Source organism: Halomonas sp. NO4, from assembly GCF_010994375.1.
In the GTDB taxonomy this organism is placed as follows: Bacteria; Pseudomonadota; Gammaproteobacteria; order Pseudomonadales; family Halomonadaceae; genus Halomonas.
This window is the reverse complement of sequence record NZ_WHMA01000050.1, coordinates 1-15,190: the sequence shown is the minus strand read 5'-3', so window position 1 is coordinate 15,190 and position 15,190 is coordinate 1. Positions and strand designations below refer to the sequence as shown.

15 protein-coding genes are annotated in these 15,190 nt (G+C 50.4%); all 15 read right to left on the bottom strand.

Annotation, left to right across the window (positions count from 1 at the left end):
* Positions 1 to 68 precede the first annotated feature (68 nt).
* Positions 69 to 347: a PqqD family peptide modification chaperone gene (locus FEF15_RS18100; RefSeq protein ID WP_163560689.1), complete on the bottom strand. Its 279-nt coding sequence runs from the start codon at positions 345 to 347 to the stop codon at positions 69 to 71.
* A 108-nt stretch (positions 348 to 455) separates the two neighbouring features.
* Positions 456 to 638, bottom strand: coding sequence for a hypothetical protein (locus FEF15_RS18095; protein ID WP_163560687.1), 183 nt, complete (start codon positions 636 to 638; stop codon positions 456 to 458).
* A gap of 168 nt (positions 639 to 806) precedes the next feature.
* Positions 807 to 2,699: an asparagine synthase-related protein gene (locus FEF15_RS18090; RefSeq protein WP_163560685.1), complete on the bottom strand. Its 1,893-nt coding sequence runs from the start codon at positions 2,697 to 2,699 to the stop codon at positions 807 to 809.
* Positions 2,696 to 3,124 carry a lasso peptide biosynthesis B2 protein gene (locus FEF15_RS18085; RefSeq protein ID WP_276208224.1) on the bottom strand — a complete coding sequence of 143 codons (429 nt, stop codon included), beginning with the start codon at positions 3,122 to 3,124 and terminating at the stop codon, positions 2,696 to 2,698. The genes FEF15_RS18090 and FEF15_RS18085 overlap by 4 nt, the downstream gene beginning before the upstream one ends.
* Before the next feature lie 60 nt (positions 3,125 to 3,184).
* Positions 3,185 to 4,000 (bottom strand): glycosyltransferase family 25 protein, encoded by an 816-nt coding sequence (locus tag FEF15_RS18080; protein ID WP_163560682.1) that lies wholly within the window; start codon positions 3,998 to 4,000, stop codon positions 3,185 to 3,187.
* A gap of 70 nt (positions 4,001 to 4,070) precedes the next feature.
* Complete coding sequence (gene galE / locus FEF15_RS18075; protein WP_163560680.1) at positions 4,071 to 5,108, bottom strand: UDP-glucose 4-epimerase GalE; 1,038 nt, start codon at positions 5,106 to 5,108, stop codon at positions 4,071 to 4,073.
* A 114-nt stretch (positions 5,109 to 5,222) separates the two neighbouring features.
* Positions 5,223 to 6,398: a glycosyltransferase family 4 protein gene (locus FEF15_RS18070; RefSeq protein ID WP_163560678.1), complete on the bottom strand. Its 1,176-nt coding sequence runs from the start codon at positions 6,396 to 6,398 to the stop codon at positions 5,223 to 5,225.
* Positions 6,395 to 7,543, bottom strand: a complete 1,149-nt coding sequence (locus FEF15_RS18065; RefSeq protein ID WP_163560676.1) for a glycosyltransferase family 4 protein — start codon at positions 7,541 to 7,543, stop codon at positions 6,395 to 6,397. The genes FEF15_RS18070 and FEF15_RS18065 overlap by 4 nt, the downstream gene beginning before the upstream one ends.
* A complete protein-coding gene (locus tag FEF15_RS18060; RefSeq protein WP_163560674.1) occupies positions 7,524 to 8,867 on the bottom strand; it encodes a hypothetical protein in 1,344 nt (447 codons plus the stop codon). Before FEF15_RS18060 ends, FEF15_RS18065 begins: the two co-directional genes overlap by 20 nt.
* Positions 8,867 to 9,688: a glycosyltransferase family 2 protein gene (locus FEF15_RS18055; protein ID WP_163560672.1), complete on the bottom strand. Its 822-nt coding sequence runs from the start codon at positions 9,686 to 9,688 to the stop codon at positions 8,867 to 8,869. Before FEF15_RS18055 ends, FEF15_RS18060 begins: the two co-directional genes overlap by 1 nt.
* A complete protein-coding gene (locus FEF15_RS18050) occupies positions 9,648 to 10,808 on the bottom strand; it encodes a glycosyltransferase family 4 protein (protein WP_276208223.1) in 1,161 nt (386 codons plus the stop codon). The genes FEF15_RS18055 and FEF15_RS18050 overlap by 41 nt, the downstream gene beginning before the upstream one ends.
* A gap of 161 nt (positions 10,809 to 10,969) precedes the next feature.
* Positions 10,970 to 11,899 (bottom strand): glycosyltransferase family 2 protein, encoded by a 930-nt coding sequence (locus tag FEF15_RS18045; RefSeq protein ID WP_163560668.1) that lies wholly within the window; start codon positions 11,897 to 11,899, stop codon positions 10,970 to 10,972.
* A gap of 27 nt (positions 11,900 to 11,926) precedes the next feature.
* Positions 11,927 to 12,772, bottom strand: a complete 846-nt coding sequence (locus FEF15_RS18040; RefSeq protein WP_163560666.1) for a polysaccharide pyruvyl transferase family protein — start codon at positions 12,770 to 12,772, stop codon at positions 11,927 to 11,929.
* Positions 12,769 to 13,806: a glycosyltransferase family 1 protein gene (locus FEF15_RS18035; protein ID WP_163560664.1), complete on the bottom strand. Its 1,038-nt coding sequence runs from the start codon at positions 13,804 to 13,806 to the stop codon at positions 12,769 to 12,771. The genes FEF15_RS18040 and FEF15_RS18035 overlap by 4 nt, the downstream gene beginning before the upstream one ends.
* Before the next feature lie 93 nt (positions 13,807 to 13,899).
* A complete protein-coding gene (locus FEF15_RS18030) occupies positions 13,900 to 15,114 on the bottom strand; it encodes a glycosyltransferase family 61 protein (protein WP_163560662.1) in 1,215 nt (404 codons plus the stop codon).
* Positions 15,115 to 15,190 lie beyond the last annotated feature (76 nt).

Below are 15,190 nucleotides of genomic sequence, written 5' to 3'. Positions count from 1 at the left end.
AACGCGATCAGCGATTAGAAGCCGCCTGACTCCAGGTTCCAACAAGCTTGACAGGCATCGGATCGCCGTCAGTCAGGATTCACCACGATCAGCGCCTCCTGGTGCAACGATTCGAGAAAGTCCATGACCTCCCGCTCGCAGGTGACACGTGGCACATCGAACTCCGCCATCAATCGCTCGCACAGCTCGGCAACGGTGCACTCCCGCTCGACCAACGACCAGATACGCTCCCCCACGGCCTGGGTGCCATAGTACATGCCGTTTTCGGCACTGAAGAGCACCAGCTCATCGTCGACGCGAGACGCCAGCGGCTCACCGCTACGCCGGATACGATCACACAGTTCCATACTCCACCTCGTTCGAGTGCGGGCAAGGTACGAAAATGCCCTTCCTATAACGACCGGGAAGGGCATGAAAAAGGCTCAGAGTATTCTGAGAAGCATTCTTTGGATGTTTCAGGAATAGCTATCACCACCCGGCACATTTCCATTATTGAGTCCATTGGAATGTGCATTGCTTTCTCCCTGTGAGTAGGGAGGAGAAGAGAGCGTCTCTTCGACCCTCATGCGGCTCAGTTCTGGAGTGACCCACTGCCGCTTGGCCACGCCTTCCACCTTGTGTAACGACGACTGTTTCATTGGTTTATCCTCGACTACCACCCCTGCGTTATCATCCGCACGAACCGACACGCACTGCACATCGGCATTCGGACGCCGTTTATTCCTACAAGATGCGTTACAGAATGTAATAAGTCAATTTCTTACAGCCCCTTTTCCAGCTCATTGTCATCACAGACGGAAACCACATCAGCCACCATATCGGCTCCACAGTTGCCATACCCGATAAGCGCGTCCCAGACAGACCGATCTGAGCAACTCGGCCTGAGACATCGTCTCCGGGATGGACCCGAGGTGCCGCTGGAAAGAACCGACATCGAGCCAGGGGCAGGATCCCCTCGCCTGCTGCCCCTCACCTGACGCAAGATCCCGTGCCAGCAGTCTCCAGCCCTCCTGGGCGATGGCCAGCCGCTTGATTTCGTTGGCCGGATCGACCTTGGCAAGGCCGGCGGGCAACAGGTCAGAGAGCGCCTGACGGTACAGGCCACGCACTCGCCCCTGCTGCCAGAGCAGCTCGGGCGGCAGCCCCAAGGTAAAGTTCAGCAGCCGCTTGTCGGTTAGAGGATAACGGTATACTAGCCCATGCGGCGACGCCCAGTGCGACCAGCTGGCCATCCGTGCCGCCAAGTGCCCATTCTGCAGCAACAAGGCCTGCATCCGCCGCGGCCCCGGGTATTCCCGCCAGGCCCGCATGCGACCGGACTGCAGACGAGGACTTCGCGCCATGAAGGCCGGATCGATGTAGCTTTCCAGCGCCGGTGAATGCCGGAAGGGTGAATACCGGTCATACAAGGGGTCCGGCAGGTTCGGCAAGATCCCCTGTTGCCAGAGACAATGCAGGACACGCCGCCACTGCCGCAATCCGCCCGCCTGACTGCGCACCATCAGCAGCAACCGCCACCAGGCCCCACGCCTCAGCAGACTGGATGGGTAACCCCGGATGGTAAAGGTGGCGGATTCGTCGCCACCCCAGCCGGAGAGCATCACCCGGATGCCGCGGTCCCCGGCATCGGCCATCACCGGCAACTCCTCGAAGAGGTCCGTATCGCCCTCCACGGCCATATCACGCTCGAGAAAGGCCCGCAAATCCCGGCCGGAGGCCGTCCCGTAGTGGCATTCGACGCCCTCACGCCGGCACAGGGTGTCGATGACGGCGCGCTCATCACGATCATCCGGCGATAGCGGGAAGGCCTTACTCACAGCCGGTGCCCAGGTATAGACCCGTGCCAGGGACTGGCCGGCCCTGCGTAACTGACGAGTGGCGAGCAGCGTCACTCCACTGGAATCGAGCCCACCGCTGACATGCGAGGCGACCGGAAAAGCGCTACGCAGGCGCGATGCCACGGCCTGATCGAGCAACTCGCGACAGTGCTCGGCATAATCGTCCCGGCAGGCATAGCGCACATCCGCCACCTGCTCGGGGTGCCAGTAACGCTCGACCTCAAGCCCGTGAGCGCCGACCTCCAGCCAGCAGCCGGCCGGTAGGCAGGGAATTCGGCTGAAGAAACTCGCCTCATGGAATTCCGCGGGCCAGCAGAGGTAGGTCGCCACCCGTGGCTCGTCGATCGTTCGGGGGACATCGTCGAAGGCCAACAACGCGCGACGATCACTGGCCAACGAAAAGACGCCATCATGATGGCAATAATAGAGCGGCCGTGCTCCGATATGATCCCGAGCGCAGAACAACACCCGGCGCGGGGCATCCCAGATGGCAAAGGCGAAGTCTCCCACCAGATGATCGACACAATCGCGCCCCCATTGCCGATAGGCGGCGAGGATCAAGCGACTGTCCGGAAGACAGGCCCGGGCCTCGCGCGCGATAGCTAGCCGTTCGCAAAGCGCCTGGCGATTGTCGAGGATCGCATCGGCGACGATGACCAACCCCGCCTCGACCAGCGGCTGGCTGTCAAAGCGCGACTCGGGGGTGATATCGAGACGCTGATGTCCCAAGGCGACGGGACCGTCGATCCAGTGATATCTCCCCTCCCGGCCATACTCATCGAGCGCGGCAAGCGCCTCCTCGAAGGCGACCGGGTCGACCTCGCGCCCGGAGAACTCGATACGCCCCAGGATCGCGCTCATGCCGCCTTCACAACACGGCGTCGCTTGCTACCCTGGCGCACGAAACTCGACACCGCCGTATAACGCCCACCATGCTCGCCCAGCACCACCCGGTCGCCGACCCGCACCCAGGCATGGGCTTCGAGCAGGCGCTTGCCGCCGGACGAAGACTCGACACGGGTACCCAGCACCAGGCTGCTGCCGATGCCCCGCCGACCAAGCATCCAATGAGCAGCCATGGCTAGCATGAGGCAGGTGAAGCGGCCGCCGAAGCGACGGTTGATGGCATGAAGGGTTCGGGCGACATCACCGACGCAGCGATCCCATTCGGAATCCATGGCATTTACCTCGCCTGAAGCACGGAGCCCGAGCCAACCGAACCACCAACGGAAAGGCAGGCATCGTACCTGCAGCCAGGCCATGCCAAGTGCAGCGGCCCCTTCCATCAATAGAGCCCAGCGATATCGTCGCCATCGAGCGAGTATCATTGATTCACTCTTGACTTATTACCTTACAGGGCGTCTAGCAAATATAGCAACAAGGAAACGTCTTTTTACTGCACGCCAGGCATACAAAGACTTCCATGGAGATCCAAACAAACGCGCATTGATAAAAGTTGGAAAAAGCAGGAGTCGCATAATAATAATAACAAAAGGAATTTTACGGTTAGCATAATCTTGAATCTGGCTATCAAACCTGGCAGACTGATCAACAAGAGGCGGCTCAAGCCCCCGTGCCCCTAAAGCTTTTGAAATATCCATCGGCCAATCAGAGGTTGTCCATACAGGCAGGGCCGCGCGATAAAGCTTTACAGCTGCCTCTTGTTTCAAATAATATCCACAAGCTCCAAAAAATGACATATATGGCTTATATGTATGATATTTTTTACCAGACCCCAACAGCTCGAGCTCACTGCCTTTTACCACATACTGTGAACGATAAGCATGGAGAATGAGAAGTTGGACTTCAGGTGAAGCCTTCCAAATGCGCCTAGCGAAATGACAAAAATCACCGCTTAACACTGCATCATCTTCCAGTATGATGGCATCTCTAACACCAGAATCAATTATTCTCTTATAACAGAATGCATGAGAAAGAGCGCAGCCAATTTCTTCAGGCTTTAACGAATCTCCACTACGCTTTTTATTCCATTCTTTATCTATGAGATCGCGATGAACTTCAAGAACCTCCTTATCACGACCATCGACAGCATCAAAAAAAGAAAACTCAAGCCCCCACCGTTCCATTTGGCGTTCAATTGACTCTCTTCTTTCAATGGCGTTCTTCAAGCTAACCACAAAAATAGGGATTTGTTCAGCCATGAACACACCACTCATTCACGTTAACAACTAAAATTAACCAATAATTCCGACCACATGAAATAAAACCCAGCTATCCAGTTGCAATTCCCAACTTTCGTTGATAGCCACATGGATTACCCTGTTGCCAGTGCCAGGTATCGGCCATCATCTCGTCTAGGCTTCGCCTGGCCCACCAGCCCAGTTCGGCTTGCGCCTTGGCCGAGTCCGCCCAGTAAGCCGCTATATCGCCGGGTCGCCGCGCCTCGATCCGATAGGGAATGCGTCGCTTTGCGGCCCGTTCGAACGCTGCGATCACCTCTAGGACACTATGGCCTCGCCCTGTCCCTAGGTTCCAGACACTCACGCCGGGTCGCTCGCTCAACGCTACCATGGCACGCAGGTGCCCTTCCGCCAGATCCATGACATGAATATAGTCGCGCACTCCGGTGCCATCCGGGGTGGAATAATCATTGCCATAGACCACCAATTCGTCGCGACGACCGACCGCCACCTGTGCAATGAAAGGCACCAGGTTATTGGGCGCACCCTGGGGATCTTCTCCAATCTCGCCGCTGGGGTGGGCCCCCACCGGATTGAAGTAACGTAGAAGGGCAATCCGCCAACGATTGTCCGAACCGGCCAGGTCCCGAAGAACCTCCTCCACCATCAACTTGGAGCGCCCGTAGGGACTTGCCGGACGGCCGCTCGGCAGCCCTTCGTGGAGTGGCATGGGATGCCCATCGCCATAAATGGTGGCGGAGGAGCTGAATACCAACTCATGAACATCGGCACAACTCATCGCTTGGCAGAGCGTCAACGTACCTGCCAGGTTGTTGACATAGTAGGTCAGCGGATCGGCCATGCTGTCACCCACTGCCTTGAGCCCTGCGAAATGCAACACCGAGTCGATGGCGTTCTCGGCGAAGAGGTGATCAAGGCAGCCACGATCGCCGATGTCGCCTTCGACCAGGGTAATCCGCTTGCCGGTCAGCCCCTCCACCCGCAACAGCGCTTCCCAGCTACCATTGCTGAAGTTATCCAGCACCACCACCTCGTAGCCCGAATTCAGCAGGGCCAACACCGTATGCGAACCAATATAGCCCGCGCCACCAGTGACCAGGATACGCATGACGACTCCGTGCTATGGATGGAGGGAGAGATGACGGCAGTCCGAGATGGAGCCGGTCTTCATGAGAGCAAAGGGAATCAAAGCTGCTGAGGCGTTGCGCCGCTAAGGTACCGCTCAGTCGGCCAAGGCGATGACTTGCGGTTGCAGCACTTGATGATAGAGCGCTTCAAGCTGACGGATGCGCGTGCGGATGTCGTGATGCGTCTCCACATGACGACGCGCCGCCTCACCCAGCGCAAGCCGGTTGTCTTGCTCTGCCACCAGGCGTGCGAGGGTCTTGCCGAGGGCCTCGTGGTCGCCGGCGGGAAACAGCACACCATTTTCGTCCTGCGAGACTAGATGGCGATTGCCGGGAATATCCGATACCACCACTGCCAAGCCCGTGGCCATGGCCTCGAGTATCGCCAGCGGCATGCCCTCCCAGCGTGAGGGCAGCACGAAGAGGTCGCTGGCGCGCAACAGCTCGGGCGTGTCGGTGCGCCACCCCAGAAAGTGTACGTGCTCAGCGAGCCCCACTTGGGCCACTTGGGTCTCAAGCACTGGCTGAAGCTCGCCATCCCCGACCAAGACCAAGTCGGTCCCAGGATCCCCGCCCTCCCAAAGGCCGCAGTAGGCGTCGACTAGACAGGCCGGGTTCTTCTGTTCCCAGAGCCTGCCCACCATGGTCACCAGCACGCGGTCACGCGGCAGTCCCAGACGGCTGCGAAGCGATGGCTTGTCATCCGCGCCCATGGGACGGTATTTCTCCAGATCAACTCCGTTCGGCAATACCACCACCTTGTCGGCAGGCAGCTGCAGTTGCTCCGTGCAGATACGGGCATCCGCCTCATGGAGACAGATCACCCGATGGGCACAGCGCCCACCGAGCCACTCCATGGCATGGAACAGGCGAAGCTGCACAGCAGAGCGGGCAGCAGGAAAGGCGAAACCATGGACGGTATGTACAATGCAAGGCACGCCGGCCAGATGCGCCGCGAGGCGCCCGAGCACACCGGTCTTGCTCGAGTGGGTATGGACTATGTCGAACCGACCAGAGCGAAAGTGTCGCCACAGGCGCCAGAGTGCCAACAGATCCGCTACAGGGTGGATGTCACGCCGGAGCGTAGACGCGGTAAGCACCTCACTCCCGCAGTCGTGAGCTGCTGAAGTCAGGTCACCCTCTTCCTTGCAAATCAATGCACGATGAAAATGACTCGACAGACCTTCCAGCTCATCGAGGGTGACGCGCTGAACGCCACTCAACAACGGCAGCAGCTGCAGATGGACGATACGGAAAGAGGAGGCGCTCATCGGCGAGCCTCCACCAGTTCCTCCATCAACGAGAGCACACGCCGGTGCTGCCGCTCGCGGTCGAAGTGCGTCTCAGCACGCCTTCGCCCGGCTGCTCCCAGTTGCTTACGAAGTTCGGCATCCTGGCAGAGACGGATCAGGCGATCGAGTAGTGCTTGATCATCGTCACCTTCCACCAGGTAGCCAGTCTCACCGTCGATCACCACTTCAGGAATACCTCCTGCACGGGTACCGATCACCGGCTTTCCGGCCGCCATGGCCTCAACTATCACTAGTCCCATTCCTTCCTGCCGGGAAAGAATCACTAGTACGTCGATACTATTCATTACAGCTGGCATATCACGACGAAAACCGGCCTGGATCACGCCCGGATGTGCCAAGTTTGGCAAGGTATGGTAATACTTTTGTGAGTGGCTGTCCGGCTGCCCCACCAGCACGATCCTGGCATTTGGGCACTGCTTGACCAACTCCGGAACAATACGCAGCAGTCGATCCTGTGCCTTACGTTCACTGATCGAGCCGATCATCGCTAGAGCAACATGAGACGTTTCAAGGGAAAGTGACTCCCTAGCCTCTGGAATATCCGCAAAGTGGTTAAGAAAGACACCATCATAGATGCTATGAATACGATTGGAAAATAGTCTACGCTGCCAGACGGGATACTTGCGAGAAACAGCATCGGAAATGACGATGTTCAGACTCGCCAAGGGAATCTGGAACCAATCGAGTATGCCATGCGGCTTGTCAAGCTTGTCCCAGATCACCACCGGCACCCCGCATAGCCGGGCCGAGACGCCCATGGTCAACAATCCCCGCATATCATTGCAGAACACCACATCAAACTGATGTTCCGCAATAAATCTCCGCAAATAAGCAACGTAACTAATAAGTTGCCCGCAAAGCGATACTCTTTCAATGACACCATAACGATAGATGGCGCCGCCATACTGCGCTAGCCGCGGAGGATAGCTACAGACAGATACAGACACACCTTGCTTTTCTACTTCAGCGCAGAAGGGGCCATCATCGGTGCTGGCAATGCTGACTTGATGCCCAATACTTCTCATCACTTTGAGCAACGAGAGTAGCGTCTGCTGTTGGCCATAGATGGCCTGAGGGTAGCTCTCAACGCACAGGATGTTCATAGATACGACGATCCATATAGCGAACAATATTGGGAATACTTACCAGCAGGCCACACATCAACCAAAGCGTACGCTGGCGCAACCCGTACATCGTCATCCCATATATCAGCAGCAACATAAATGCGACAACGGAAGCCCATAACAAGAGATTCAATGCACTGCTTCGGGATTCTCTAAAACCATTATAAATAACGGTCGCAAAAAAAGCGAATAGCGCTAAAATGCCGAATGCACCTGTTTCGAAGAACACTCCGGCATAGGTATTATGAACTTCATCCATTCGGTACTTTGCTCCGGAAAGTTTTGGCCCATTTCCGATAAAAAAATCCTCACCGGCATTGGCAACAATAACCTCGGCCTGACGATTACGTGTGGTATCCAGCACACCGGACTGCGAACTTTCAAATATCATTACCACAGGCCGTTGCCAGGAAGGCGTCGAGCCCAGCGAGTAGTGGCCATCATACATCGCCAGCGCTGCGGCAATATACAAGAACAGCGACACACTACAACCGATGATCGCCAAACTCAAATACCCGGATAACAGACTGGTATTGGAATTCTTCAAAAGCAGCATGACAACTAGGCATAGAACCGATAGCACAACCAGTATCAGAGCTGTGCGACTACCCGTGCCGACAAGAATGATGACCATACCGGCAATCAACAGCAGCAGCAATATGCGAAACCACATGGAAGTGGTTGATAGAGCACTCCATACCATGGCAATCAACATGATCGGTACGAGGTAGGAAGGGACTTGGTTTTCGAATTTAAGGGTTGACGATATACGACCGCTGAATTCATCATAGGTCCAGGCTGGTGCCGACCCACTCATGGCCCACAATCCGACTAGAACCACCACAGCTGCCCCGAGCAGCCAGCCCATCAAACAGCCTTTCCACTGCTCAGGTTTTTGAACCAGCAGTATGACCGTTGCCATGATCATGGCCACATAGACGATATTCAAGCTCTCAACAACACTACCCGTAAGAAATCCATAAAAACTGGCATTATTAACAACAAAGGAAACAAGATACATGAGAAGAAAAACGCAGAGAAAATAAATCGCCAACTTCTGCTTGTCGAGAAGAGGCTCCCTATCGGCCAACCATCTACGATTTACAAGCATGGCCGCCCAAGTCAACGCCATGACAAACTCGGTCAATCCCACCTTCTCTCTTAACGGTCCCAGAGAGATGGTGTTGAGAACTCCTGAGGCTACAAAGGCAAGATAAATGCCACGCACAGGATCAAGAACGATCCAGTAGAACAGACCAGCAACAGCAACTACTGCTATCGTGAGCAATGCATAGGTAAACATCACTGCCCCCCGTCAACCTCTACCAGACCTTGTTGGCGGCGTACAGAGCGCTTGAATACATTTGGAAGGTACGGATAAATGAGTCTCGCAGCGGGAAAAACAGCATAGTGAAAGGGAAGTTTAAACCATATGACGGCACACAGCCCAAGCCAAGCTAACCGCCGATTCTGTTTAGCGGTCTTGAAACGACTCTGGAAGAAGCTCTCGTTTCTGACATACCGACACGCCAACACCTCGGGAAGGTTGGCCACCTTGTAATGACGTGCCACCCTGAGAAAGAATTCGAAATCGATCAAGTATGGCTGGGAGCTGTCATAGTTTAAACCTTCATCGATCAAGGAACGACGAAAGGTGATACCGCTGTGGCTATAGGGAATGCATTTCGCCGATTGGCGGCGGATTTCGTCATCTGAAAGAGGATAGGTACGAACGATATGCTCATTACGCTGCGTATCTCGGCGCTCTTCAGTACACCCTACCCAAGCATGGTCAGGATGGGCATCGAGGAAGGCGACCTGTCTAGCCAGTCTTTCAGGATAGGCCATGTCATCGGCATCCAGATTGGCAATGTACTCACCGCGCGCCTCCTCGCAAGCCAACTTTAACGCCTTGGCACGACCCATGCGCTCACCACGAATCACCCGCAACCTTGAATCTTGTATGCTAGATAGCATTACAGGCGTACTATCGTTAGAGCCGTCATCGATAACCAGTACTTCGATATCTTCCATGGTCTGGCCAAGCAACGAGTCGATGGCTCTTTTAACATAGCGCTCTTCATTATAAACGGTAATAATCGCAGTCACGCGTGATGCGGTCATGTCGTGTCCTATTGCCGAGAAGATCGTCGTAAAGGTGCAGATAAGCTGCGACCATATCACGCTGGTCAAAGTGTTTCGCAACGCGTTGCTGCGCCCACTCTGCCCTAGCATGGGCCTGCTCAAGCTGTGAGAGTGTGGTGATAATGGCCTGCGCAAGAGCAGCAGCATCGCCAACTGGAAAGTACCCCACCGTGTCGGCAGCAACCTCACGGAATACCGGAATATCGCTACACACTATCGGCACTCCTAACGCCATGGCTTCGGCAACCACGAGACCGAAACCTTCCTGTGTGCCATCACTGGGCACCACCATCAATGTGGAACCGCAGATGCGTTGCAAAGTCTCATTTCTTGGCAGCCAGCCGGGGAATTCTACGGTGGGGGCAATGCATAGAGCCCGGCAGCGGTTCTCCAGTAACGCCTTTTCTGGCCCATCTCCTGGCAAGCATAGATGCGCTTCAGGGAAACTCTCCAATACCCTGGGCCAAGCCTCGATCAACGTTTTTTGGCCCTTCACTGACACAAAGCGACCGGCACAGATAATTCTAAGTCGCTGCTCAAGCATCGGGCGCGGACTGCTAAGGGCCTGGAGTGAATGGACGTCAATACCATTCTTTATCACGACATCTCGTTGTGCCAGCCCGGCAAACGGAGAGAAAGACATTGCCACCTGATCTGACACATACACCGCAGCATTGCAATAACGTTGGGTAAAGCCCAACCCAATACGCAAGTAGGGATTCATCGAACCATAGAGCTCATGCTGTGTGGTTAGTAGAACAGGAAGTCCAACATTATATCCTACCCATCGAGATACTATGCTTGGAATTGCAAAGTGAGCATGGAGGACATCAATGCGCTTACTCTTTAGCAAACCAGTGAGTGCTTTAGCGAAGACATAATGCTGCTTGATCAAATCAACACAGGAACGCTTTGGAGGGACGGGTACATCGTTGACGATAACGCCGTAAGGAACACTACGCCCTATAGGCATAGGCTGGTCGCAAAAACGACAGTATATGACATCATCACCTTTAGCCAACAAAGCTCCAGCAATAATGTCTACCAAGGACCAGATAGAATGAGCATTCTCGCGATCAACAAAACAATAACTAGGCATTGTTCAAAACCAATAGTTTTATAAATATATACAGGATTCAATACAATTATATAAGCTTGGTAGTGGTTTTCCTGTCGCGAGCCTGCTTAGTACAACATCTTGAGCTAAATTAATCTATAAATATAGCTTTAGAAATTTAACTAACACTCCCCCACTGCCCATCAATTTTGCAAATATTTTTTCACATTGGTCAAAACCCTTTCGGGAAGTTGAAGAAAAAACACAGGGTATCGCAATGAGTTTGTTAACGCCTGGAGATAGTTTTTACGTTTCACCTCATCTACAACTCGAGCATAAACAATTGTTTTTTTAGCAGAAGAGATATTGGAAGCAAGGGATGATATTACAACAGGGTTATTGTTGGCTCTCTCATGAGACAATAACTTTTCATATATAGAAACCATACCTTCATACATCTTAACTCGATTCGAAACCAAACTTCCTTGCCGTAGCCTAACATTGTACAGCGGCATGTTAACAACACCAAAACATCCGCCAGACTCTACAATTTTTATTAAAAAGTAGTAATCTTCGCCATAAATATACGACTCATCATAAAAGCAACGCAGCCTCTCAATAAGGTGTCTGGAAAAAACAGGCTGAAGAACACCTAAGGCGGGATTCCTTATAAGAGTCAAGTAATCGATCCGCAGAGGGAATGCTGCTTTTTCGAGCAGAGGAATATTTCTAGACCTAATGCCAATAAAAGCTTCTGAATCTGCATCTACTAATTTTTGGTTATCAGAAATCACATCAAGATTGTGGGTCTTTGCATACTCGATAAGTATCCTGCACCGATTAGGCTCAAGCCAGTCGTCAGCATCCAATATAGCAACCCATTCCTTTGTAGCCATTTGCAATGCAATATTCCTAGCATGGCTTGGTCCTTTATTTATAGGCGATCGAAAATATCTTAAACAAGGTATATTTAAACCTTTTACAAATCCTTTTGTATCATCAGTCGAAGCATCATCGATAACAATGATTTCAACATCGCAACCTGTTTGATCGATCGCTGATTGGATTGCTTTTCCAATAAAATTAACACAATTGTAAGAAGCGATAATAATGCTAACACTAAAATCACTCACAAGAATTCCTCACCATTAAATAATAAATCAAATAAAATCGCGCAAAGAAGAGTCCAAACTAAGGAATGGACATGCCCGCAAAAGTAACGAAAGAGCATCCTTCGAAATTGAATGAGTCTCACAACCACCAGCGATGTCATATAAAGCCGATATCTGATCGACTTTCAAGGGAGGCACATACTCATGTCCTATACCGCTATAATAATCACGAAACTTAAAATCACCACCAGAGATATTATTACTGAAGACAACTCTACGAGATGGTATACCATACGCATCAGCGACAATCAGGCCATGCAAGGAACTAGAAAGAACAACCCCGCATTCCATGACCTGATCAATAAAAGATTCAGTATCTTGCTCAATATCAATTACCTTTAGATTCTCATCCTGCGGATAATTTTCACCCGAAAAGAAAGGCTTATCTACATAGTGCGGAATAACACCTACTAAATTACTACTTGTTTTAATATCAGGCTTATAAATATAAGGCATGATTAGCGCTGGATCACCAAACACCTTAGGACATGAAATCCCTTGCTTAATTAGCAATTCCCTAGAAAGCTCACCCCTTACAGCATGTATAGCTTTAGGTTTATACTTTACCCTCCCAGCTGCTGACATAAACCCAGCGCCCCAGACTTCAGCTACACCATCTCTAAAATGACCCCATGATAAAACACTACCCACAACAATATACTCAGGCTTATTTGTAACCCTTAACCTTTGAGTAACTTTAAAGAAATTGACCCTGGGGTACAAAACATTATAAACTTTTTTTTTGGACAGTTTTTGTATTAAGTAAGGATTTAATGAATCCCCCCAATTTAGGCCAGGCTGAGACCACCTGGCAAGCAAAAAACCTTTAGTCATAATGCTGCCTTTAATTTATTTTTAATCCATTTTTTACATTTTGGAAGCCTACCTGAATTATTCACTGGGATTATCACATTACAGTTCTCCTCAATCGAATCAATACTTGAAAAGAAAAAACAAATTTCATTTAAAATCACTTTAAGTCTATTATTATAAGCATCTTTCGAATATCTATTAGAAACTTGGCTCATCAGAATTTCGTCTTGAGCACTAAAATTCAAAATCACATGAGACACTCTTTTAATATCATATTCTAATGAATGCACCTCAATTTGTTTCATATTAACTTCAGGATCCATATGATCAGCCAATCCGCCATGCAGATTGCAAAATACTCTGCAACCACACAAAAAAGCTTCTAATGGCTGTAGTCCAAATCCTTCCTGATGGCCTTTTTGGCCATGCTCTCGAGAGGAATATAAATATACTTTTGTCCTCATAAACAAATTTAGCAAAGCTGATCTATCAATAAATGCATTAACAGACATGACATTGAATTTTTTTTCAAGCGCAGGTATCAATTCCATTTTTAAATATCTAGTAGACTTTCTCTCAACAAATAACACATCTATATCTCTATTGATTTCATTTTCCTTAAAAGGCACCTCCACAATTGGGCTTAAAATATACAGAGGGTTAAAAGGGTTTCGGTTTGACCAGTAAATCATCACGTGACGACTTACACATATTATAGGAACTTCTCTAGGAAGTTTAATATCCCAACCCGTACTTTGAGCAAAATATATGACTTTTTTCTCATTTTTATTTAAATAATCAACTAAGCATCCAACATCCGGCCCCCACGTAACTAGAAAAACAGTTTCTGGAGTTGCTGAAAAAACCAGCCGATCCAAGCTATCTTTCAACTCACCCCCCTCTCTATAATAGAAAACTTCTGATGAAATAAATTTAGAAATATTTTCATAAAGATTCAAGGCAACTGACAACCCTCCACCTTGATAATCAAGTCCATTACCAGGCAATAAAACCACAATTTTATTTAAGCACATAGCATAAAAGCCTATTTTCATGGTAATCTATAAGTGTGCCGGAAGATATTTCAATGTATAGGGTATAGGGAGGCAGATGATCGCATGAACGGGTGGTGTATGTGCTGGGACATATCAAATAATATTTTCGGCTTGATTGACATGCACCGCATGGCGCGATACAACATCCAGCACAGATTCAATCTGAGTTTCCGAGACAATGATGTCTCCGATTAATCCACTTTTAACGCCTTCTAGCTGTCTGCATGCATAAGCATAATAGAATAGCTTATTCTGCGCAGCCAACTGACGAAAACATGGAATCAAGTAACGATCCGATAGCAGGTCAATAATGACAGCTTCAGGGCCACACCATACGAGGTTTGTCAATGCAGCGCCGTGAGGTGCGCAGATGATAGCAGCTGAAGCGAAAAGTTGCTGTTGTTCATCGATGCTTAATCCATTAAGGGTGTGTATTTCAAACCCCACCTCTTGGAGACGGCTACGGAGGATCTCCTCGTTAGAAATGCGCCGGCGATCAGCATCGGCCCGTGAGACATAGATCAAACGCTCCCCTTTTTGTAATTTTGGCGACCACCCACACATGTCATGCATTGCACGACATAGCCACGGCGGAAGGTTATAAGCACCCTTGTCACGTACCGGAATTATCAATTTCTCAATTGATGACACATCATACTTAGCGTAAGATATCACCTGAGACTTATTCACACCACAAAGTTTAAGAATATCCCATTGCCATGGCATATTTGCATGCGGGGTAACATAATAATCAGGAAGGTCTTCTTCTTTAAGGTGCTGCCTTATGTACCAAATATCTGTAATAACATCAGCCCAAAAATGGTAATAGTTGTCATTTTCATAAGCACAATTACCGAGCAACGCGACATTTCCCGATATAATATCGTGGGATGATTTCTTTCTCTGATGAATCAATATTTTTCGAATGCATGACAAAAAAAATAAAAATGATTGTCCTCCAGGGTATTTAAATGGGCGATAATTTCTAGTGCAAACAATAGCTTTTCGTGAGTCCGGATGGCGCCGATGAGACTTGAGACGCACATTCATAATAAATTTTGCATTCGAAACCACGAAAACACCTGAAAACCTTACCTTAGTATTACAACCCCAGCTCAAAGTATCTGCCATCATTTCTTGATAATCTTTGTCATCCTCGTCAATAGCTTTAATGAATTTCGGCAAAACTCTATCTTCATGCCACACAGAAAACGGGGATTTTTTGGGGCTTACAAACCAAGCATATTCCAGCAGACCCTGAACTTTTTGCACAAGCTTATTAGCTACGCTAATTACCACTTTACTCATGATGACTCCAAAAGAATTCCTGATTACTCATGTTGACCAGCCATCACGCGAGCCTGGGGCTATACTGGAATCACAC

Excerpts from the sequence above, each read along its gene's own strand:
- FEF15_RS18100 (WP_163560689.1), bottom strand. The coding sequence starts at position 347 with ATGGAACTGTGTGATCGTATCCGGCGTAGCGGTGAGCCGCTGGCGTCT.
- FEF15_RS18095 (WP_163560687.1), bottom strand. The coding sequence starts at position 638 with ATGAAACAGTCGTCGTTACACAAGGTGGAAGGCGTGGCCAAGCGGCAG.
- FEF15_RS18090 (WP_163560685.1), bottom strand. The coding sequence starts at position 2,699 with ATGAGCGCGATCCTGGGGCGTATCGAGTTCTCCGGGCGCGAGGTCGAC.
- FEF15_RS18085 (WP_276208224.1), bottom strand. The coding sequence starts at position 3,124 with ATGGAAGGGGCCGCTGCACTTGGCATGGCCTGGCTGCAGGTACGATGC.
- FEF15_RS18080 (WP_163560682.1), bottom strand. The coding sequence starts at position 4,000 with ATGGCTGAACAAATCCCTATTTTTGTGGTTAGCTTGAAGAACGCCATT.
- galE (WP_163560680.1), bottom strand. The coding sequence starts at position 5,108 with ATGCGTATCCTGGTCACTGGTGGCGCGGGCTATATTGGTTCGCATACG.
- FEF15_RS18070 (WP_163560678.1), bottom strand. The coding sequence starts at position 6,398 with ATGAGCGCCTCCTCTTTCCGTATCGTCCATCTGCAGCTGCTGCCGTTG.
- FEF15_RS18065 (WP_163560676.1), bottom strand. The coding sequence starts at position 7,543 with ATGAACATCCTGTGCGTTGAGAGCTACCCTCAGGCCATCTATGGCCAA.
- FEF15_RS18060 (WP_163560674.1), bottom strand. The coding sequence starts at position 8,867 with ATGTTTACCTATGCATTGCTCACGATAGCAGTAGTTGCTGTTGCTGGT.
- FEF15_RS18055 (WP_163560672.1), bottom strand. The coding sequence starts at position 9,688 with ATGACCGCATCACGCGTGACTGCGATTATTACCGTTTATAATGAAGAG.
- FEF15_RS18050 (WP_276208223.1), bottom strand. The coding sequence starts at position 10,808 with ATGCCTAGTTATTGTTTTGTTGATCGCGAGAATGCTCATTCTATCTGG.
- FEF15_RS18040 (WP_163560666.1), bottom strand. The coding sequence starts at position 12,772 with ATGACTAAAGGTTTTTTGCTTGCCAGGTGGTCTCAGCCTGGCCTAAAT.
- FEF15_RS18035 (WP_163560664.1), bottom strand. The coding sequence starts at position 13,806 with ATGAAAATAGGCTTTTATGCTATGTGCTTAAATAAAATTGTGGTTTTA.
- FEF15_RS18030 (WP_163560662.1), bottom strand. The coding sequence starts at position 15,114 with ATGAGTAAAGTGGTAATTAGCGTAGCTAATAAGCTTGTGCAAAAAGTT.